20 protein-coding genes and 1 tRNA gene are annotated in these 15,700 nt (G+C 67.3%); 15 read left to right on the top strand and 6 right to left on the bottom strand.

Annotation, left to right across the window (positions count from 1 at the left end):
* Positions 1-73 precede the first annotated feature (73 nt).
* The 9 genes from AB0M48_RS08055 (at position 74) to AB0M48_RS08015 (ending at position 8,149) form a co-directional block, all read left to right on the top strand.
* Positions 74-1,108 (top strand): hypothetical protein, encoded by a 1,035-nt coding sequence (locus AB0M48_RS08055; protein WP_363837044.1) that lies wholly within the window; start codon positions 74-76, stop codon positions 1,106-1,108.
* A 69-nt stretch (positions 1,109-1,177) separates the two neighbouring features.
* Complete coding sequence (locus tag AB0M48_RS08050) at positions 1,178-2,074, top strand: hypothetical protein (RefSeq protein WP_363837041.1); 897 nt, start codon at positions 1,178-1,180, stop codon at positions 2,072-2,074.
* A gap of 58 nt (positions 2,075-2,132) precedes the next feature.
* A complete protein-coding gene (locus AB0M48_RS08045) occupies positions 2,133-2,945 on the top strand; it encodes a hypothetical protein (RefSeq protein WP_363837037.1) in 813 nt (270 codons plus the stop codon).
* On the top strand, positions 2,942-6,205 hold the full coding sequence (locus AB0M48_RS08040; protein ID WP_363837034.1) for a hypothetical protein: 3,264 nt from the start codon (positions 2,942-2,944) through the stop codon (positions 6,203-6,205). The genes AB0M48_RS08045 and AB0M48_RS08040 overlap by 4 nt, the downstream gene beginning before the upstream one ends.
* Positions 6,206-6,778 (top strand): hypothetical protein, encoded by a 573-nt coding sequence (locus AB0M48_RS08035; RefSeq protein ID WP_363837031.1) that lies wholly within the window; start codon positions 6,206-6,208, stop codon positions 6,776-6,778. It begins immediately after the preceding gene.
* Between the two features lie 82 nt (positions 6,779-6,860).
* The gene (locus tag AB0M48_RS08030; protein WP_363837028.1) at positions 6,861-7,001 is read left to right on the top strand and encodes a hypothetical protein; all 141 of its coding nucleotides are present in this window, start codon (positions 6,861-6,863) and stop codon (positions 6,999-7,001) included.
* 2 nt (positions 7,002-7,003) lie between these two features.
* Positions 7,004-7,690 (top strand): peptidoglycan-binding domain-containing protein, encoded by a 687-nt coding sequence (locus tag AB0M48_RS08025; RefSeq protein WP_363837024.1) that lies wholly within the window; start codon positions 7,004-7,006, stop codon positions 7,688-7,690.
* Positions 7,687-7,824 (top strand): hypothetical protein, encoded by a 138-nt coding sequence (locus tag AB0M48_RS08020; protein ID WP_363837021.1) that lies wholly within the window; start codon positions 7,687-7,689, stop codon positions 7,822-7,824. Before AB0M48_RS08025 ends, AB0M48_RS08020 begins: the two co-directional genes overlap by 4 nt.
* 58 nt (positions 7,825-7,882) lie before the next feature.
* On the top strand, positions 7,883-8,149 hold the full coding sequence (locus AB0M48_RS08015) for a hypothetical protein (RefSeq protein WP_363837018.1): 267 nt from the start codon (positions 7,883-7,885) through the stop codon (positions 8,147-8,149).
* A 54-nt stretch (positions 8,150-8,203) separates the two neighbouring features.
* On the opposite strand, the gene AB0M48_RS08010 is transcribed toward AB0M48_RS08015, so the two are convergent.
* From AB0M48_RS08010 to AB0M48_RS07990, 5 genes are all read right to left on the bottom strand, one after another.
* On the bottom strand, positions 8,204-9,013 hold the full coding sequence (locus AB0M48_RS08010) for a phosphotransferase (RefSeq protein WP_363837014.1): 810 nt from the start codon (positions 9,011-9,013) through the stop codon (positions 8,204-8,206).
* Positions 9,014-9,121: 108 nt separating this feature from the next.
* A complete protein-coding gene (locus tag AB0M48_RS08005) occupies positions 9,122-9,313 on the bottom strand; it encodes a hypothetical protein (protein ID WP_363837011.1) in 192 nt (63 codons plus the stop codon).
* Positions 9,314-9,319: 6 nt separating this feature from the next.
* Positions 9,320-10,432, bottom strand: a complete 1,113-nt coding sequence (locus AB0M48_RS08000; protein ID WP_363837008.1) for a radical SAM protein — start codon at positions 10,430-10,432, stop codon at positions 9,320-9,322.
* 246 nt (positions 10,433-10,678) lie between these two features.
* The gene (locus AB0M48_RS07995; RefSeq protein ID WP_363837005.1) at positions 10,679-10,966 is read right to left on the bottom strand and encodes a hypothetical protein; all 288 of its coding nucleotides are present in this window, start codon (positions 10,964-10,966) and stop codon (positions 10,679-10,681) included.
* A gap of 40 nt (positions 10,967-11,006) precedes the next feature.
* Positions 11,007-11,318 carry a hypothetical protein gene (locus tag AB0M48_RS07990; RefSeq protein ID WP_363837002.1) on the bottom strand — a complete coding sequence of 104 codons (312 nt, stop codon included), beginning with the start codon at positions 11,316-11,318 and terminating at the stop codon, positions 11,007-11,009.
* A 290-nt stretch (positions 11,319-11,608) separates the two neighbouring features.
* On the opposite strand from AB0M48_RS07990, the gene AB0M48_RS07985 reads away from it, so the two are divergent.
* The 4 genes from AB0M48_RS07985 to AB0M48_RS07970 are packed head-to-tail and all read left to right on the top strand — an operon-like array spanning position 11,609 to position 13,439.
* Complete coding sequence (locus tag AB0M48_RS07985; RefSeq protein ID WP_363836999.1) at positions 11,609-11,821, top strand: hypothetical protein; 213 nt, start codon at positions 11,609-11,611, stop codon at positions 11,819-11,821.
* Entirely contained in the window at positions 11,821-12,345 is a 525-nt protein-coding gene (locus tag AB0M48_RS07980) for a DUF6879 family protein (protein ID WP_363836996.1), read from the top strand. The genes AB0M48_RS07985 and AB0M48_RS07980 overlap by 1 nt, the downstream gene beginning before the upstream one ends.
* 17 nt (positions 12,346-12,362) lie before the next feature.
* On the top strand, positions 12,363-13,241 hold the full coding sequence (locus tag AB0M48_RS07975) for a helix-turn-helix transcriptional regulator (protein ID WP_363836993.1): 879 nt from the start codon (positions 12,363-12,365) through the stop codon (positions 13,239-13,241).
* On the top strand, positions 13,242-13,439 hold the full coding sequence (locus AB0M48_RS07970) for a DUF397 domain-containing protein (RefSeq protein ID WP_363836990.1): 198 nt from the start codon (positions 13,242-13,244) through the stop codon (positions 13,437-13,439).
* Between the two features lie 393 nt (positions 13,440-13,832).
* Here AB0M48_RS07970 and AB0M48_RS07965 read toward each other — a convergent pair whose 3' ends face one another.
* Entirely contained in the window at positions 13,833-14,768 is a 936-nt protein-coding gene (locus AB0M48_RS07965; protein WP_363836987.1) for a tyrosine-type recombinase/integrase, read from the bottom strand.
* Between the two features lie 119 nt (positions 14,769-14,887).
* Here AB0M48_RS07965 and AB0M48_RS07960 point away from each other — a divergent pair.
* Both AB0M48_RS07960 and AB0M48_RS07955 read left to right on the top strand, forming a co-directional pair.
* Positions 14,888-14,972, top strand: a tRNA-Ser gene (locus tag AB0M48_RS07960).
* Positions 14,973-15,030: 58 nt separating this feature from the next.
* On the top strand, positions 15,031-15,675 hold the full coding sequence (locus tag AB0M48_RS07955; protein ID WP_363836984.1) for a GPP34 family phosphoprotein: 645 nt from the start codon (positions 15,031-15,033) through the stop codon (positions 15,673-15,675).
* The last annotated feature ends 25 nt before the right edge of the window (positions 15,676-15,700 follow it).

Here is a 15,700-nt window from a genome sequence, read left to right as displayed (position 1 = left end):
CGGCGAGTACGCCGGCAAGGTCGAGGACGTCGGCAACCGGGCGGGCGCGTCGTTCGGGCGCCTGGCGCTGTCGATGTCCAACGTCGCGACCGCGTCGTCGGTCGTGCACGGGGTCGTGCCGATCGTGGCCTCGCTCGGCGGCGCCCTGGCGCTGCTGCCCGCGATCGGTGTCGCGGTCGGTGTCGGCATGTTCGCGGCCAAGGTCGGCATGGACGGGTTCGGCGACGCCATGTCGTCAATGGACGACCCGGAGAAGTTCGCACAGAGCCTCGACAAGCTCTCGCCCGCCGCACGCTCGACCGCGCTCGCCGTGCGGGACCTCGCGCCGGCGTGGAAGGCCGTCAAGCAGGAGACGCAAGAGAACCTGTTCGCCGGGCTCGCCGACGATGTGCAGAAGCTCGGCACCGGCTACCTGCCCATGCTGAAAACGGGCCTCTCGGGGATCACCGCGGAGCTCAACACCGCCGCGCGTGGGACGGCCGGGTTCCTCGCCGAGGCCAACCAGGTGCAAACCGTCTCGGGGATCTTCGGGCAGGTCCGGACGTCGATTGGCAACACCACCACGGTGGTGCAGCCGCTCGTGTCGATCCTGCTCGACTTGGTCGCCGTCGGTACGACGTTCCTGCCGAGCATGACCGGCGGGTTCGGTTCGGCGGCACAGTCAGCGGCCGAGTTCGTAAGCGCGGCAAGGGAAAGCGGGCGTCTCGGCGAGTGGATCGCCGCCGGGTTGTCCACGCTGGATCAGCTCGGCGACGTGTTCGGCAACCTGTTCGGCATCGTGCGCGCCGTATACGGCGCGTTGGACACCGGCGGGGCGAGCCTGCTCGACACGCTCACGCGGGTCACCGGCATGGTGCGCGGGTTCCTGGAGTCGTTCGAGGGACAGCAGGCGCTCGCCTCGCTCGCGTCACTGCTCGGCACCGTCTCGGGCGTGGTCACCGGCGTGGTGATGACCGCCCTGCGGCAGCTCGCCCCGGTGGTCGTCGCGCTCGTGCCCGGTTTCGCGCAGCTCGCGACGCAGCTCGGTTCGGTGCTCACCGCAGCCCTGATCGTCGCTACTCCGCTGCTGCTGGACCTGGCGACGTTCCTCTCGGAAAACATGGTGTAGCTCGGCCCGCTCGCAATCGGGCTCTACGCTGCGGCACAAGCGTTTCAGGTCGTCGGTGTCGCCGTCCGCGTGCTGAACGTCCTCATGATGATCAACCCGTGGGCGTTGCTGATTGCCGCCACGATCGCACTCGTCGTGCTGATCGTGACCAACTGGGACACCATCGTTGCCGCCGTCGGCGCCGCCTGGGACTGGCTGGTTGCAGCCGGACGCACAGCGTGGGAATGGATCGTCAACGCGGTGCAGACGGCCGTCGACTTCCTGCTGTGGCTGTTCCTCAACTGGTCCCTGCCGGGCCTGATCATCAAGCACTGGGACACGATCGTCGCCGGGGTCCGGCTCGCCGTTCAGTGGGTGCTCGACGCGGTCGGCTGGCTCGGCTCCCTGCCCGGCAAGGTGGGCGCCTGGTTCGGGCAGGTCAAGGACTGGATCGTTCAGAAGTGGTCCGAGGCCGTCGACTGGCTGCGCGGCATCCCGCAGCGCATCCTCGGCGCGCTCGGCGACCTCGGCCGTCTGCTGCACGACACCGGCGTGAACATCATTCGAGGCCTGCTCAACGGCTTCTCCTCGATGGCGGGCGCCATCCGCGACAAGCTGCTCGGGATGGTCAAATCGGCGTGGGGCTCCGTGCTGGACTTCTTCGGCATCCGCTCACCGTCGCGCCTCGCCGCCGAGGCAGGCGTGCACGTCGGTGAAGGACTCGTCATCGGCCTAGGTCGCATGTCGGGTGCGGTGGACCGCGCTTTCCTTGACATGGCAGCGCTTCCACAGATTCCGAAGGTGGTCATTCCGGCGCCTCGGCTCGCTACGCCGAGCGGCCAGGGTTCGGGTTCGCTGGACCCGTTCGATGCTCGCCGCGCCTCGGGTCCGGTCGTGCACGTGACCAACCACTACCCACAGGCCGAACCGACCTCGACGACGGTCAACCGGTCGTTGCAGTACGCGGGTGCGCTGGGGGTGATCTGACCTGGCGACATACACAGTGGACGGTGTCCCGCTCGATCATCCTTCGGGCTGTTGGAAGTTGCTCACCGGGACGCAGGTCCGCCCGCTGCCCGGCGTGCGGGCCGCGTCCGTCGCGGTGCCCGGTCGGCCGGGTGTGCTGCCGATGGTCGGCGAGGACGTCGAGGCGACCACGATCGGCCTGCACCTCGGCGTGCGGGGCGTCGGCCCGGACGGCGTCGACCGTGGCGCCGCCGGGCTCGACGCCAACCTGCAAGCGCTGTACGCGCTGTTCGGTGTGCGGCACCGGCTGCTCGACGTCCGGTACAGGGCCGCGCCCGGGGTGGTCGAGGTCGCCGCCGAGGCCGCAGTGCTCACCGCGTCCGAACCGCAGGTGTGGATCGGCGCCGCCCGTGCCCGGCTCGCCGTGGTGCTGCGCGTGCCCGGCGTGTTCTGGCGCGATTCGACGCCGTCCGCCTGGTCCACGCGCACGGTCGGCGCAGTTCAGCGTGTTGACGTCCTCGACGGTGCGACCGCGCCCGTCGCCGACGCCGTCCTGCGGATCACCGGACCGGTGACCGATCTGCGGGTCACCGACACCGCTACCGGCGGTTGGGTCGGCTATCCCGGCGCGCTGCCGACCGGGCGGGCGCTGCGGGTGCACTGCGGGCGGATGGACGCGCACGAGGCGCCGTCGGTGTCGTTCGACGGCACCGAGGCGGGTGCGACTGGACGCGTCGTCACCGGTGGCCCTGGTTCGGGCTCGCGGTTCCTGGCGCTCACGCCGCGGGCGGTGACATCGGCGCACGACCGTGGTGTGCAGGTGCTCGTCGAGGGCACCGGCACCAGCGACACCACGCTCGTCGAGCTGCGAGCGAGAAGGGCGTACCTGTGAACTTCGACGTGCGTCTCGTCGCACACGCGCCGAACGGTCCGCGTCTCGGCGTGCTGCCGACGCCGCTCTCGCTCGACGTGGCCGTGCCGCTCGACGACGTCGGCTCGCTGCGGCTGTCCTACACGCTCGGCGCACCGGGCGCCGCACTGCTCGCGAACCCGGTCGAGGTCGCCGTCGAGGCCTACGACCCTTCTGCAGGAGGTTGGTCGGAGATCCTCGGCGGGCGGTTCCTGCGCATCAAGCGCACGGGCAACGTCGTCGACCCGACCGGCACGCGGTCGTTCGAGCTGCCCGCCTACGCGTGGATGCTGCGCAAGGCCCGGTTGTTCCCCTCCCAGCACGACAACGCCGAGGGCAAGCGCCCGTTCCTGTCGGCGACGGCGGGCACTGTGGTCGCGACGCTGCTCGGCGAGGCCAAAGCGCGTGGCGTGCTGCCTGGTCTGGCGGTCGACTTCACGCCGACCCTGGACAGCGCCGGGCAGCCGTGGGCGAAGGTGCTCACGATCGCGTACGAACCCGGTGTCGACGTGCTGACCGTGCTCGACAACCTCGCCGAGCAGGGCGTCATCGACTGGGTCATGACCGGCCGCACACTGCGGGTTTTCAACTCCGACACCGTGCTCGCCCGCGACCTCGCCGCCGGCGACACCCCTGTCGACCTGCGCCTCGGGCGCGACGTCACCGACGCCCCGGACGAGGGCACGTTCGAGGAACTCGCGTCCGCCGTCTACGTCAAGGGTGAGGGCACCGCCCGGCTCGAACTCACCAACCCGAACGCCCCAACCCCCTGGGGGCGTTGGGAATCGTTCATCACCCAAGGCGGTGTGCGCGATGAGGGCACGATGCAGCTGCTCGCGCAGGCCGAACTCGATCGCACCGGCCGTGAACGCGTGCAGATCACCCGCGCCGTGTCGTTCGGTGCCGCGAAGTGGTTGCCGCTACGGGATTACCGGCCCGGCGACTACGTGCTCGCGCCCGGCGACGGGGGCTCGCTCGCGTCGCTGCGGGTTCGGCAGATCACCCTCACCCGCGACCAGGCGGGCACGCTCGGCGGCAACCTCGTCTTGAACGACCGGTTCCTCGAACGCGAGCTACGGCTCGCCAAGCGCACCGCGGGCATCGTCGGAGGCTCGACGGCGAGCGGCGGCTCGGGCACCCGACCGGCACCGGAAGGACCGGACCCGCGCGACCCTGCCGCACCGGCCGGGCTGATCGTCGCGACGACCGCGTATCTCGACTCCGATGGCGCCGCACGCGGGCAGATCACCGCCACGTGGGGCACCGTCGACAAGGCCACCGACGGCACGGCGATCGAGGTCGCCCGCTACGAGCTGTACCAGCGGCCCAACGTCGCCGGGCTCACCTGGTCCAAGCTCACCGACACCCAGCACCCCGACAACACGGCGACCAGCTCGCCCTACGACGTCGGCACCGAATGGGCGTTCAAGGTCCGCGCCGTCAGCCGCGCCGGGGTCATCGGCCCGTGGTCGAACACCTACGCCGTGACCATCGCCGCCGATGCCGAGGCACCACCTCGGCCGTCGGCACCGCGCCTGTCGACCAGGCTCGGCGTGATCCATGTCGACTGGGACGGCAAGGGCGCCGCAGGCGAGGTCATGCCGCCCGACTTCTCCCACGTCGACGTGTGGATGCAGGCGAGCAGCGACGCCCCGATCTGGTCGGACACCTGGGCCTACAGCGGCAACAAGCTCGAACCGGCGCTGTGGACGGTCCTGCAATCGTCCAGTGGCGGAGCGCCCGCGTACACGGTGGCGGACAACAGGTTGACCATCACCGGCGGCTCGGACCTGTTGGCCACACGCGACACCGGCGCCCGTGACTACACGGTCACCGCCGCCGACCTGCGACTCGGGCAGCAGTACCGCGCCGGGGTCTACGCCCGATACGCGCCGGGACCATCGCAGGAATGGCCCTACAAGGAACGGGCCGTGTACGCGTTGGTGCGCCGCAGAGACGACGACCCGTTCACGCTCTACATCGACGCCGCGACCAGCAATCGCGAGGTACCGCTGACGCTGCCCGCCGGGGCGACGCCCGACTCGCTCACGCTCGCCCTGGCGGTGCGTGGCCGTGCCGTTGAGGTACTCGTCAACGGCGTCTCCGTGCACACCGACACGCTCACCGAGTCCGAGGTCGCCGAGCTAGACGGCACGGCCGCCGGGGTCTACCTCGAATGGCCGCAGTCCTCCGTCGGGCAGCTCACCGTCACCCCTCCCGCCGTCACCGCCCCGGCGAGGGTCGGGCAGTTGGAAGGCGCCGGGGGCATCGTCGTCACCGACCAGCCATACAACCAGGGCCGCCGCTTCCACCTCATCGCCGCCGACCGCAGCGGCAACACCTCGGCCGCCTCCGACCCGACGACGATCAGCACGCGCCCGCTCGTGCCGCCCGACCTCGTCGGCAAACCGATCTACGGCGACAAGATCGTCGCGAACAGCATCACCGCCGATCAGCTCGCCGTCGGCTCGGTCACCGCCGGAGCCATCCGCGCCGGGGCGATCACCGCGAGCAAGATCGCCGCCGATGCCATCGACGGCAAGACCATCACCGGCGCAACGATCCGCACCTCCGACGATGACCCGCGCGTGCAGCTCGACGAGGACGGCATTCACGCGTGGAACTCCGCGGGGACCCGAACCGTCGAGATTTCCGGGGCGACCGGCGCCGCCGACATCGCGGGCACCCTGCGCACCGGAACGACCGGCGTGCGGGCGATCGTCACGTCGAGCGCGTTCGGCGGCTATCCCGGCATCCACTTCACCGGCCTGTCTGGGACGCCGGGGTTCGAGCCCACCGTGCACGCCCGTGAAGACGGCACCCTGTGGGCGCTGTCCGCCGAGCAGACCGGTAACAGCTCGGGCCGCGTCGACCTGATCATGCGCAAGGGCGGCTCGTGGTTCCTGGGCAAGCAGTTCGGCGATGCGAACGCCTCGGCGAGCCTGAACGCCGAGGGCGGCGGAAAGCTGTTCATCGACGGCGTGATGCCGCGTGGCATGTCGGCAACGCGCATGATCGGCGTCGGTCTTCTGCACATCGCGCCGGGCGCCTTCTCTGTGCGGATCGACTACGGCGCAACGATCACCGTCGGCAGCCCGGTCCCGCACTGCTCCCTCATCACCGGCGCGCCGCAGGACGGCGTCACCTGGGGAGTCAGCCGCTACGACAACCGGGGTTTTCAGTTCAACTGGTCTCGCGGCGCCGAGATCGACATCCATTGGCTAGCCGTGAGGAGTGCCTGAATGCGCGTCGAGATCATCGGCACCGAGATCACCGACGAACCGGGCCTCGGCCCGTCCTACCGGATCACCCAGCGCACCGACCTCGGGATCGAGCTGTACGTGCTGCCACGTTCGGCCATCGCCGCCGACCTTGAGCTGTACGGCGTCGACGACCCGCTGCTCGTGCTCGACTGGCGCCTGCACGGCTACCGGGGCGAGCCGCTCCCGCCGGGCACGATCGAGGCCTCGCTCTACACGGCCGCCGAGGCGCAGCAGGCACGCGTGTTCGCCCTGTACGCGCGGGCGCATCTCGGAGGCGCCACGGCCGGCAGCGACACCGAAATCAGCTACGACCTGCGAGCGAAAATGACGCAGGAAATCGACCTCGCCGAGCAGGACGTCGAGGACCTCACCGCCAAGGCCCGCCGGATGCGCGCCGACGAGACCGACGCCATTCGCGCCACGGTGACCATCGTCGACGACCTCGGCCTCGCCGAGCTGCGCGCCCGCGTGCTCGCCGACGCCGCATACATCGACATCGACCGCGACATCGTGCGGCGGCAACTCGCGCCGAGCCTGCACACCGCCACCTAACCCGACCCCGCCGACCAGCCGACGCACGCCGTGCGTCGGCCGATGTCGCGCGCCTTCAGCAGTCCCGACCGGAGAGGAACTCATGACCGCACCGACCCCCGACACCGGCGACGTCGTCGGCCCCGACGCACCCGACGTCACGCCCGACCCGATCACCGACCCGGCTCACGCCGACTACGTCGAGCCGTTCGCCGACGCCACCCCCGCCACCGAGGAGGCCTGAGCATGGGCATCTACAGGGGATACGAGGGAGCGAAGTCCTGCACCGGCGGACCCACCAGCGGCGCACAGGCGCTCATGTCGTGGTTTCTCGGCGCCTACCGCGCGCAGGGCGGCTACAACCTCGGCATCTACAACTGCGCCATCATCCCCGGCAGCAACACGACCAGTCTGCATGGCGAGGGCCGAGCGACCGACCTCGGCGTGCCCGTCGGCGCCGGGTGGGCGCAGGTGCTCGCCGACAAACTGATCAACAGCTCGGCCGAGTTGGGCGTGCAGTGCGTCATCTACAACCGGCACATCTGGTCCGGCTCCTATCCCGACGCCGGGTGGCGCCCGTACAACGGCACCCACCCACACCACGATCACCTGCACGTCGAACTCTCGTGGAACTCGGCACGCACGCTCACGGCGCAACGCGTGCAGCAGGTCCTCGGTGGTGGTGGCGGCGGTGCGGCGACACCACCGGCGCCCGATCAGCGTCCGACGATCCGCCGAGGCTCGACCGGCCCGGCGGTGAGCGAGGTGCAGCGCATCCTCAACGTCTGGTACCCGGCACTGCCCGCGCTCACCGTCGACGGCGATTTCGGGCCGCTCACCGACGCTCGCGTGCGCTACATGCAAGGCCGCGCCGGGCTCGCCGTCGACGGCGTCGTCGGGCCGGCAACTTGGCGCCGCCTGCTCGGCGGATGACCGCCGTGCGCACCGCAGTCATTGCCGCTTTCGCCCTGGTCCTCGTGCTGCTCGGCGCGCACGTCTGGCGCCGTGTCGGCGAGATCGAGGAGTTGATTCGCGCGGCCGAGGAAGAACTCGCGCACCGCGACTGATCCGAAATCGCCGAGCTCACGTTCGCGCTCGGCAAAGCCCAACCGCAACAGGAGGACCATGTCCGACACCGTCATCGCGTGGCTTCGCACCGTCGTCCCCGGTGCCTGGGCCGCGCTCATCACGGGCCTGATGGGCCTTGGCGCGCCGGCGTACCTCACCGATGCTCTCGGTAATGCGACGAACCTCGTCGTACTGCCGATCGTGCTCGGCGTCGTGTACCCGCTACTGCGCAAGATCGAGGCGAACCTGCCCGACTGGCTGACCCACATCCTGCTCGGCTCCGCACAGCCGCCGACCTACCTCGGCAAGCACGAGACCCCGTAACGACGAACGCCCCGCGCCCATCATGGGCGCGGGGCGTTCTTCTCGTGTTCGAGATCAGGCAGAGGCGAGCTGTCCGTCTGCCCACTGACGGGCTGCGTCCGCCATGCGCTGCTTCCACGGCTTCGGGTCGCTGGTCGCGATGTCGGTCCACATGTCGACGTTGGCGCGGGCGAACACGCCTACCGCAGTACGGGGCGCAGACGCCCATGCGTGCGTGCGGCTCACGAGTTGCTCGGCCTGCGCGGCGGTGTGCCCGGCAGCGATCAGCCGCAGCGCGAGACAGCACGGGTCGATCCATGCGGCGCCACGCGTCGGCCATGCCCAGTCGATCATCCGGGCTGTGCCGTCCGGGGTGATCAGGATGTTGTCCGGGTTGTAGTCGGTGTGCAGCAACGTCTCGCCGCCGAGCAGCTCGGCCTCGGCGTCGTCGAGGTATCCGCGCCACCGTTGGCGTGCGTCCTTCAGCGGCAGTTCCGGCGCCGGAAGCGAGGCAAGGGTATCGACGGCCACGAGGACGGCGGAGAGGTCCGTCGAGCCGGGGGCATAGTCAGGGTGACGGCCCTCGACGTACTCAAACGCGAGCACGTCCCAGCCCTCGGCATCGTCGAGTCGCCACAACAGGGCGGGGGCCAGTGGCCGCACATGCGGGTTGATCGTCGCTTCACGTTGCTGCGCAACGACGCCAGGATGATCGGTGCGGATGCCTTTGACGAATACCTGCCCGCCGGGGGTGTCCAGCACGGCGGCGAGAGCGGAATTCATCCCCTGTGACAGGGTGCGTGCCGCCGTGATCTGCCCAACCTGCTCGCCGATTGCGTCGCGCAGCCCGGCGTCCAGGCTGTCCCACTCGATGCGTTCTTGCATGATCCTCAACCATCGTCGTTCACCCCTGAACGGGGCGAGGCTAGCCGACATGACAAAGGGTGGCCGGACGCGACGCGCGTCCGGCCACCCGGTTTGGCGACTACCCGATCAGTACGGGTTGTCGTCCGATGCTTCGCAGTTGCAGCGTGCGTAGGCGCCGAGCACCTCGACGTCGTCGAGCATCACGACGGCGTCAGGCGCGACGGTCATCTGCGCCGCCGCGTCCGTCTCCTCCGTCTCGTCGACCTCTCGGTCGGGAGCCGCCGAGGGAGGCAGCAGTTCCAGCATCACCACGGACATGTGTAATCACCTCCCCCCGTGTTGGCAGTAGCGCTCAAGGGGGGCGTTCGCCTGCTGGTACAGCTTCGCCAGAGGGCGACAGGTGAAACAGCTCCCCGACAACTTGCACCCCGAGCACCCGCCGGTGCGTCCCATCAGTGAGTCGGCGACTCCGGCGAGTTGGCGCAGCGCGTCGAGACCGTGTTCGACGAGCGAGAACTGTGCGTCGCGGCCGACCTTGCAAATGCTCGCCCGGCCGAACGGGTCCACGTGAAAGTGCGTGTGTCCGGCACCGCACCCGGTGAACGGCCTGCGAGTGCGCAGGAACTCGGATGACTGTGACGGCAGCGTTTCCGCGCCGCCGTAGATCGTGGGCGAGATGTTCGAGTACACGTGGTACGGGACGCCAAGGTCTCCGGCGAACGCCTTCATCTCGTCAAGTTCGTGGGCGTTCCGGTCCGTCATCACGAGGTTGAAGCGCAGCGGCAGCCCGTTTTCGTGGGCCGCCTTGATGCCCTTTGTGAACAGCTCGTGCGAGCCGGGCCGTTGAGTGACCTCGTCGTACACACTCGCGCTGGCACCGTAAACACTTACGGTGATCCGGTACGGACGTCGCTTGGTCAGCAGGTCGAGGATCGGGCGCGCGTGCAGGACAGACCCGTTCGTCGACAGGGTGATCATCATCCCGAAGTCCCATGCGGTCGTGTAGACCTGCGGGAACAGCTTGTCGACCGTCGGTTCGCCGCCGGTGATCTGAAACCACAGCGCCCCAGAGTCGCGGACCGTGTGCAGCATCTGCTCGCGCTCGGGCCAGTCGAGGCCCTCGAACGTCTTCGTTCCGAGGTAGCAGTGCGGGCACTTGTAGTTGCAGCCGAGGTTCACCTCGTACGACGCGCGGCCGTACCCGAGTGGCGATGGCTCGCGCACCTTGATTGTCTGCACGAGCGGCCTGCCCGTGATGTCGAGGTCCCAGCGGTCACGCGCTGCGTCTACAAGCCACTGTGGACATTCGGCATCCTCACGCGCCGAAGTAGCGAGCAACTCCTCAAACCTGGCAGAGCCAATCTTTATGGCTCGCTGGTCATCCGGTTTCAGCACTAGGTGGTCAGTCAGGAATGAACTTGCAATGAGTGCGTGCATCAACCTCTCCCGTGGTGGACGCTCGGCGTCCCGTGCACCTCAACCACCATTAGCAGCAAGGCAGGCGGGACAAGCATGTTCAGGATCGACCGGTCTCTTGGGCGAGTGGATCGGCACGAACGGTTCGCGGTCGCACAAAGGGGTGACTTCATTGCCAGCGATGGACCGTGCCCGATGTGAGTCGCCGTCGCGTATCGACGCGTTGTGCCACCGGTCGTCAGAGGCTTTGAGTGTGACGGCCATGCCTTAGGCCGCAACTAGTTCAGGCAGCGTCCACACAGATGCGGCCGGGTTGCTCGGAGGTGCAGGCGACCTAGGGAACGGCCTCTCCGGAGAGATCGGGCGAGTTGTCTCGACCAACGCCTCTACCTCGGCTTTGATCCGTTCCTCAAGGTCACCGACGGACATCGTTCCTTCCCCGGCTCCAGCGTGCTGCCCGTACGTCTTCGTGATGAACCACGACACCATCAGGGCAGCAACCGACAGCACTCCGAGCACGAAGACGGCCGTGAAGATCAGAGCGGTACCGAACACGTCGAAATCTCCTTATGTCCTAGGGACTGACTCATCGCGACTACTGCCGCAGGTGGTCGCCCGGCGGGGACCACTGGAAGCGCCGTTCAAACGCGACGGCGAGAGGTTCGAACGGCATCGGGCGGACCGCTGCCCCTGCCGTCGGCATCAGAGGGCTTTCCCACATCCGCTGAGGAGGCAATCGAGTCGCAACCGCGTAGTCCTCGTTGAAGACGGCGACAACGTCGAGGTACTGCCGGTCCGAGCCCCAGCGCCAGAACTGCAACGCGTGGTCCACACCGTCTCGATCGAGAAGGGGCAAGACGTCGAATCCGACGCGCAGAAGACGCTCGACATCTGGATGCGTGCTCACCGCGGTTCCCTTCGAGTGGCGTGCGTCATTGCCGGCGCAGACCGCTACGCCGGTGGAAGCGGAACTGGCGACCGCGTCCGTGTGCCCATCGCCAGTTCCGCCCGCTCACCATCCCGAACCCCAAGCGCGAAAGCAAGCAATCCGAGCAATCTTGCGCACACTTGCCCCAGTCGGCTTACGGGATGGCTACACAGAGCAGCATCAGAAGCCGCAGGTCACCCGGTGTGGCGTTGACTCGGGTAGCGATTGCGCAACAGGATGCTCCCAGTGCGCAATCCCTGGAGGAGATCATGAAACTGGAGTTCCTCGGCACGACCAGCAACAGCGGCTCGTGTCCGACCTTGTTCCTTACCGATCGTGGGACCTACGTAGTGCAGGGCTACCGCGTCACGGACCCCGAGGCGATCGCAGCCGCTGAAGCTCGCGAGGGCGGGTTGCCCGGCACCGAGACGCTCATCGAGATCCCCGTCGAGCTGCTGAAGTTCGCACCTCAGGGTGTGTGATGCCAGAGCTGATCAGCGGCGAAGCGTTTGGCGCCCTCTTCCGCGAGTTCGAGAGTTCGGCTTGGCGCTGGGAGGCGCAGGGCACCTACAACCAGCCTGACGAGGTCGAGCCGTGGCAACGATGGCGAGACGGCGTTCCTGTACTCGATGACCTCGCATGGTTGCGTTCCTGGCTTGACGACATCCGGGCCGCTACCGAGGTCGGCAAGGTATTCCAACGGGTTCGGTTGCTGACCGAGCCGTTGACCGAGTACCTGCGATGGCAGATGGAGGTGACACCGGCGAACATCGACGCCGGAGAGGAAATCCGCCTGCTCACACAGGCTGAGGCATCGAAGCTGGCTCTACCAGAGCATGACTTCTGGATCTTCGATCACGTCCGGGTCGCAGTACTCCACTACGGTCCCGGAGGCCTCACAGGTGCAGAGATCGTGACCGAACCCGCTACGGTGGCGCGGTACGAGCAATGGCGCAAGATTGCTTGGGCTGAGGCAGTCTCGTACGAGGATTTCGTCAAGACCTAGCCACCGACGAGGAGCCTGTGAGCACGCCAGAGGAGCGCCGCGCCGAGTTCGCCGACGAACTTCGGCGAGTCCGGCAAGACGTCGCCAAGTTGAACGGCAAAGACTTCGCCGCTCGGTGTGGTTGGCATGCTTCGAAGGTCTCGAAGATCGAAAATAAGCGTCAAGATCCCGATGACTCCGATGTCCTCGTGTGGATGACCACGGCGGGGGCATCGGAGTCTGAGATCGAGCGCATGCGCGCATGGCTGCGCGGGATCAACATCGACGCGGCCTCGTGGAAGCATCAGCTTCGCAAAGGGCACGGCGACCGCCAGACCTACAGCAAGCAGATCGAGGCGACGGCCAAACGCATCCGCGTGTTCGAGCTGATCATCGTTCCGGGGCTTGTCCAGATCGCCGACTATGCACGGTGGGTCTTCGACGCCGCCGCCAGATTCCAGCGAGTTCCGATCGACACCGAAGAGGCGCTGAGCATCCGCATGCAGCGGCAGCACGCCCTCTACGACAACGCCAAAGAGATCGAACTGCTCATTTGCGAGTCGGCGCTGCTCTATTACGTCTGCCCTCCCGACGTGATGGTCGCGCAGATCGACAGATTGCTCGCGCTGCTCGGACTTCGCGTGAGGTTCGGCATCATCCCGTTGGGCACCCGGCTTCCGGTAGTTCCGCCTAACGGCTTCTGGATCGTCGGCGAACGCGTGCTGATCGAGACCGTTGACACGGAGATCAACACGGAAACGCCCTCCGACATCGAGACCTACAACCGTCTGATGGACGAGTTGTGGAACGTGGCGGTGGTGGACAACGACGCTCGCAAGATCCTCGTTCGTTGCTCCGAGGCCGCTTCAGCCGCCGCCACGGCTGACAGAGTTCCGCCTCAGGAGGTAACCAGATAGATGGACCAGGTGCGCTTCAAGAAGTCGAGTTACAGCGGCGGCAGTCCCGAGGCCTGCGTCGAAGTCGGGTTGGCGCGCGAGAGTGTGCACGTGCGCGACTCCAAGAACACGGTGAACGCGGTAACGCTGACGTTCGGGCCTGCCGCGTGGGCTGCGTTCATGTCCTCTCCGAGTGTCGCGGCTTCAACGTCCGCCTGACGGGCTGCGCCGCGCTTGCGGAGGGTCGGCCCACGTTGGGTCGACCTTCCCCGTCTTGATGCGCCTGCTGACACCGCTACGTATCCGCACGGTCGGACCTCAGCCCGCGCGCCCGCGCTCGTGCGCTGCGCAGCGCCAAGCCTCGGAAGTACGCACGGCGGGCCAGCAGCGCCCGCCGTTCCCTCTCCTCGGGTTCAAGGGTTCTATGCGGATCGACTTGGCTCTCGAAACGCTGTAGGGCTGCGCGTCGAGCCGGTTCCGTTCGTGCTGCGGGATCTTCTGTATTCGCCCACGACGCCAACGCCGCCGCCGAGGAACGGAGTTTGCGTTGTGCTGGGGTGAGGTTCTTTGAAGCAGCCATACCCCGAGCACAACGCACTCTCGTCACCGCAACTACGAGACCAGACGATCAGCCAGCGAGAGACGCTCGTGCTCCGCCAATGCGCGATGGTTGGCCGCAATCTTTCCGTAGTGGCGCGGCATCCGCTCGGAGTCCCAGCCAGCAATAGCCATCAATCCGGCCTCGCTACCACCCGCATCCTGCCAACGGTGCGAGAAGTCGTGCCGGAAGCGGTGAGCGTGCAGAGAGTCGACGAGGCCCGATCTCTGACCAAGCCGGTTCAGCATCCTTTTAATACCGTTGATCGACAGCGGCTTGTCGGTCCTACGCGACAGCCAAAGGGCAGGATTGAAGTCGGCGAGCGGATGCTTAGCCCGTGCTTTGAGGTACTTCGCCAGAGCAAGACCCGTACTTGCACCGAACTGCACCCAACGAAGCTTCTTTCCCTTACCCCTGACCAAAAGCCGCTTGGTCTTGAAGTCAATGTCCTCGGCGAGCAGGGAATGAAGTTCCGAGACGCGCATCCCCGTGTCGATGAACAGAAGGACGATCGCCATATTGCGGAGCGCCTGGAGATCCGTACCCCTGCACGCCAATAGAATCGCCGCGTGGTCCTCATCGCTCAATAGCGGCGTGAGCTTATCTGGCACCTTCGGTGCCTCGGTCTCATCGAACGGGTTGCCGCCGGTGATCTGCTTCCGCTTCTTAAGCCAGGTGATGTAGACGCGCAGGTTGCGATAATGGTGCGCCGCGTTCGCGGGCGAGGACTTGTCGATGATGTCGACGATGAACTCGTCGATGTGGAACGACTCGACATCGTCCGGCTCGATGTTGTAGCCCTCGGTCTCAAGCCACTTCCGCCACCGCTGGGCGGTGTAGAGGTACCCCCTCAGCGTGTTGTCTGAGAGCCCTTGGGCCTTGAGTGACTTGCGCCACCTCTCGGCCTGCATGTCCCACACAGCCGCGCTTGTGCACGTGGTCGTCCCCATGTCTCAACCTCAGCAATCGTGTTGTCACCGAGCGCTGTGCAAGCCCACGGGTCCAGCCGTGCACCCCGTCTGACCCCCCGTTTTGGGTGGTCAGCACCCCATCCGGTATGGTTCTCCACGGAGGATTCGCATAGCGGCCTAGTGCGCACGACTGGAAATCGTGTTGGGTTCACCCCCTCACGGGTTCAAATCCCGTATCCTCCGCTCGCTGACAAGGGCGCCGAACGTTCAACGTTCGGCGCCCTTGGTGCATTGTGAGGGCATGCTGCCTGAAGACCTGATGCTGTTGTTCATCAACGAGCAGAACGGCAAGCTGCACACCGACTCCTCGTCGGTGGAGAACGCGCTCGCGGGCGCCGTGCTGATCGAGCTCGTGAACTCGGGGCGCGTCGCGTTCGATCCCAACGGCAAGAAGCTCCAGGTCGTCGATCCGACGCCGTTGAAGGACCCGTTGCTGCAGGAGTCGGTGGCGCGGTTCGACAAGCCGATGAAGCCGCAACGGGCCGTGGAACGTCTGCGCAAGAAGGTGCGCGACAACGTGGCCGCGCAACTCGAAGGCCGTGGTGTCGTGCGGGTCGAGTCGAGGAAGGTGCTCGGGATCTTCCCGGCGAAGAGCTACGTGATCACCGACGAGACCGCGGCCGGTGGCGTGCGCAAGGCGGTCGGCGAGGTCGCGCTCGGATATCGGGGCGCGGACGCGCGGACCGGTGCGTTGATCACGTTGCTGTACGCGGTGAAGTCCGTGCACAAGGTCGTCGCGGGCGACAAGCGCGACATGAACAAGCGGGCCAAGGACATCGCCGCCGGCAACTGGGCGGGTGACGCCGTGCGCCGGGCGGTCGAGGCGATCCAGGCCGGTGTGGTGGCCGCGACGGCCGCTGCCGCCGCCGCGTCCCAGGGTGGATGACGCGGCGACGGCAGCGGTGGAAGCG

Origin of the sequence: Lentzea sp. NPDC051208, assembly GCF_040682435.1 — a bacterium.
In the GTDB taxonomy this organism is placed as follows: Bacteria; Actinomycetota; Actinomycetes; order Mycobacteriales; family Pseudonocardiaceae; genus Lentzea; species Lentzea kristufekii.
Note: the sequence above shows the minus strand (reverse complement) of the source record. Positions and strands in the feature narration are given on the sequence as shown.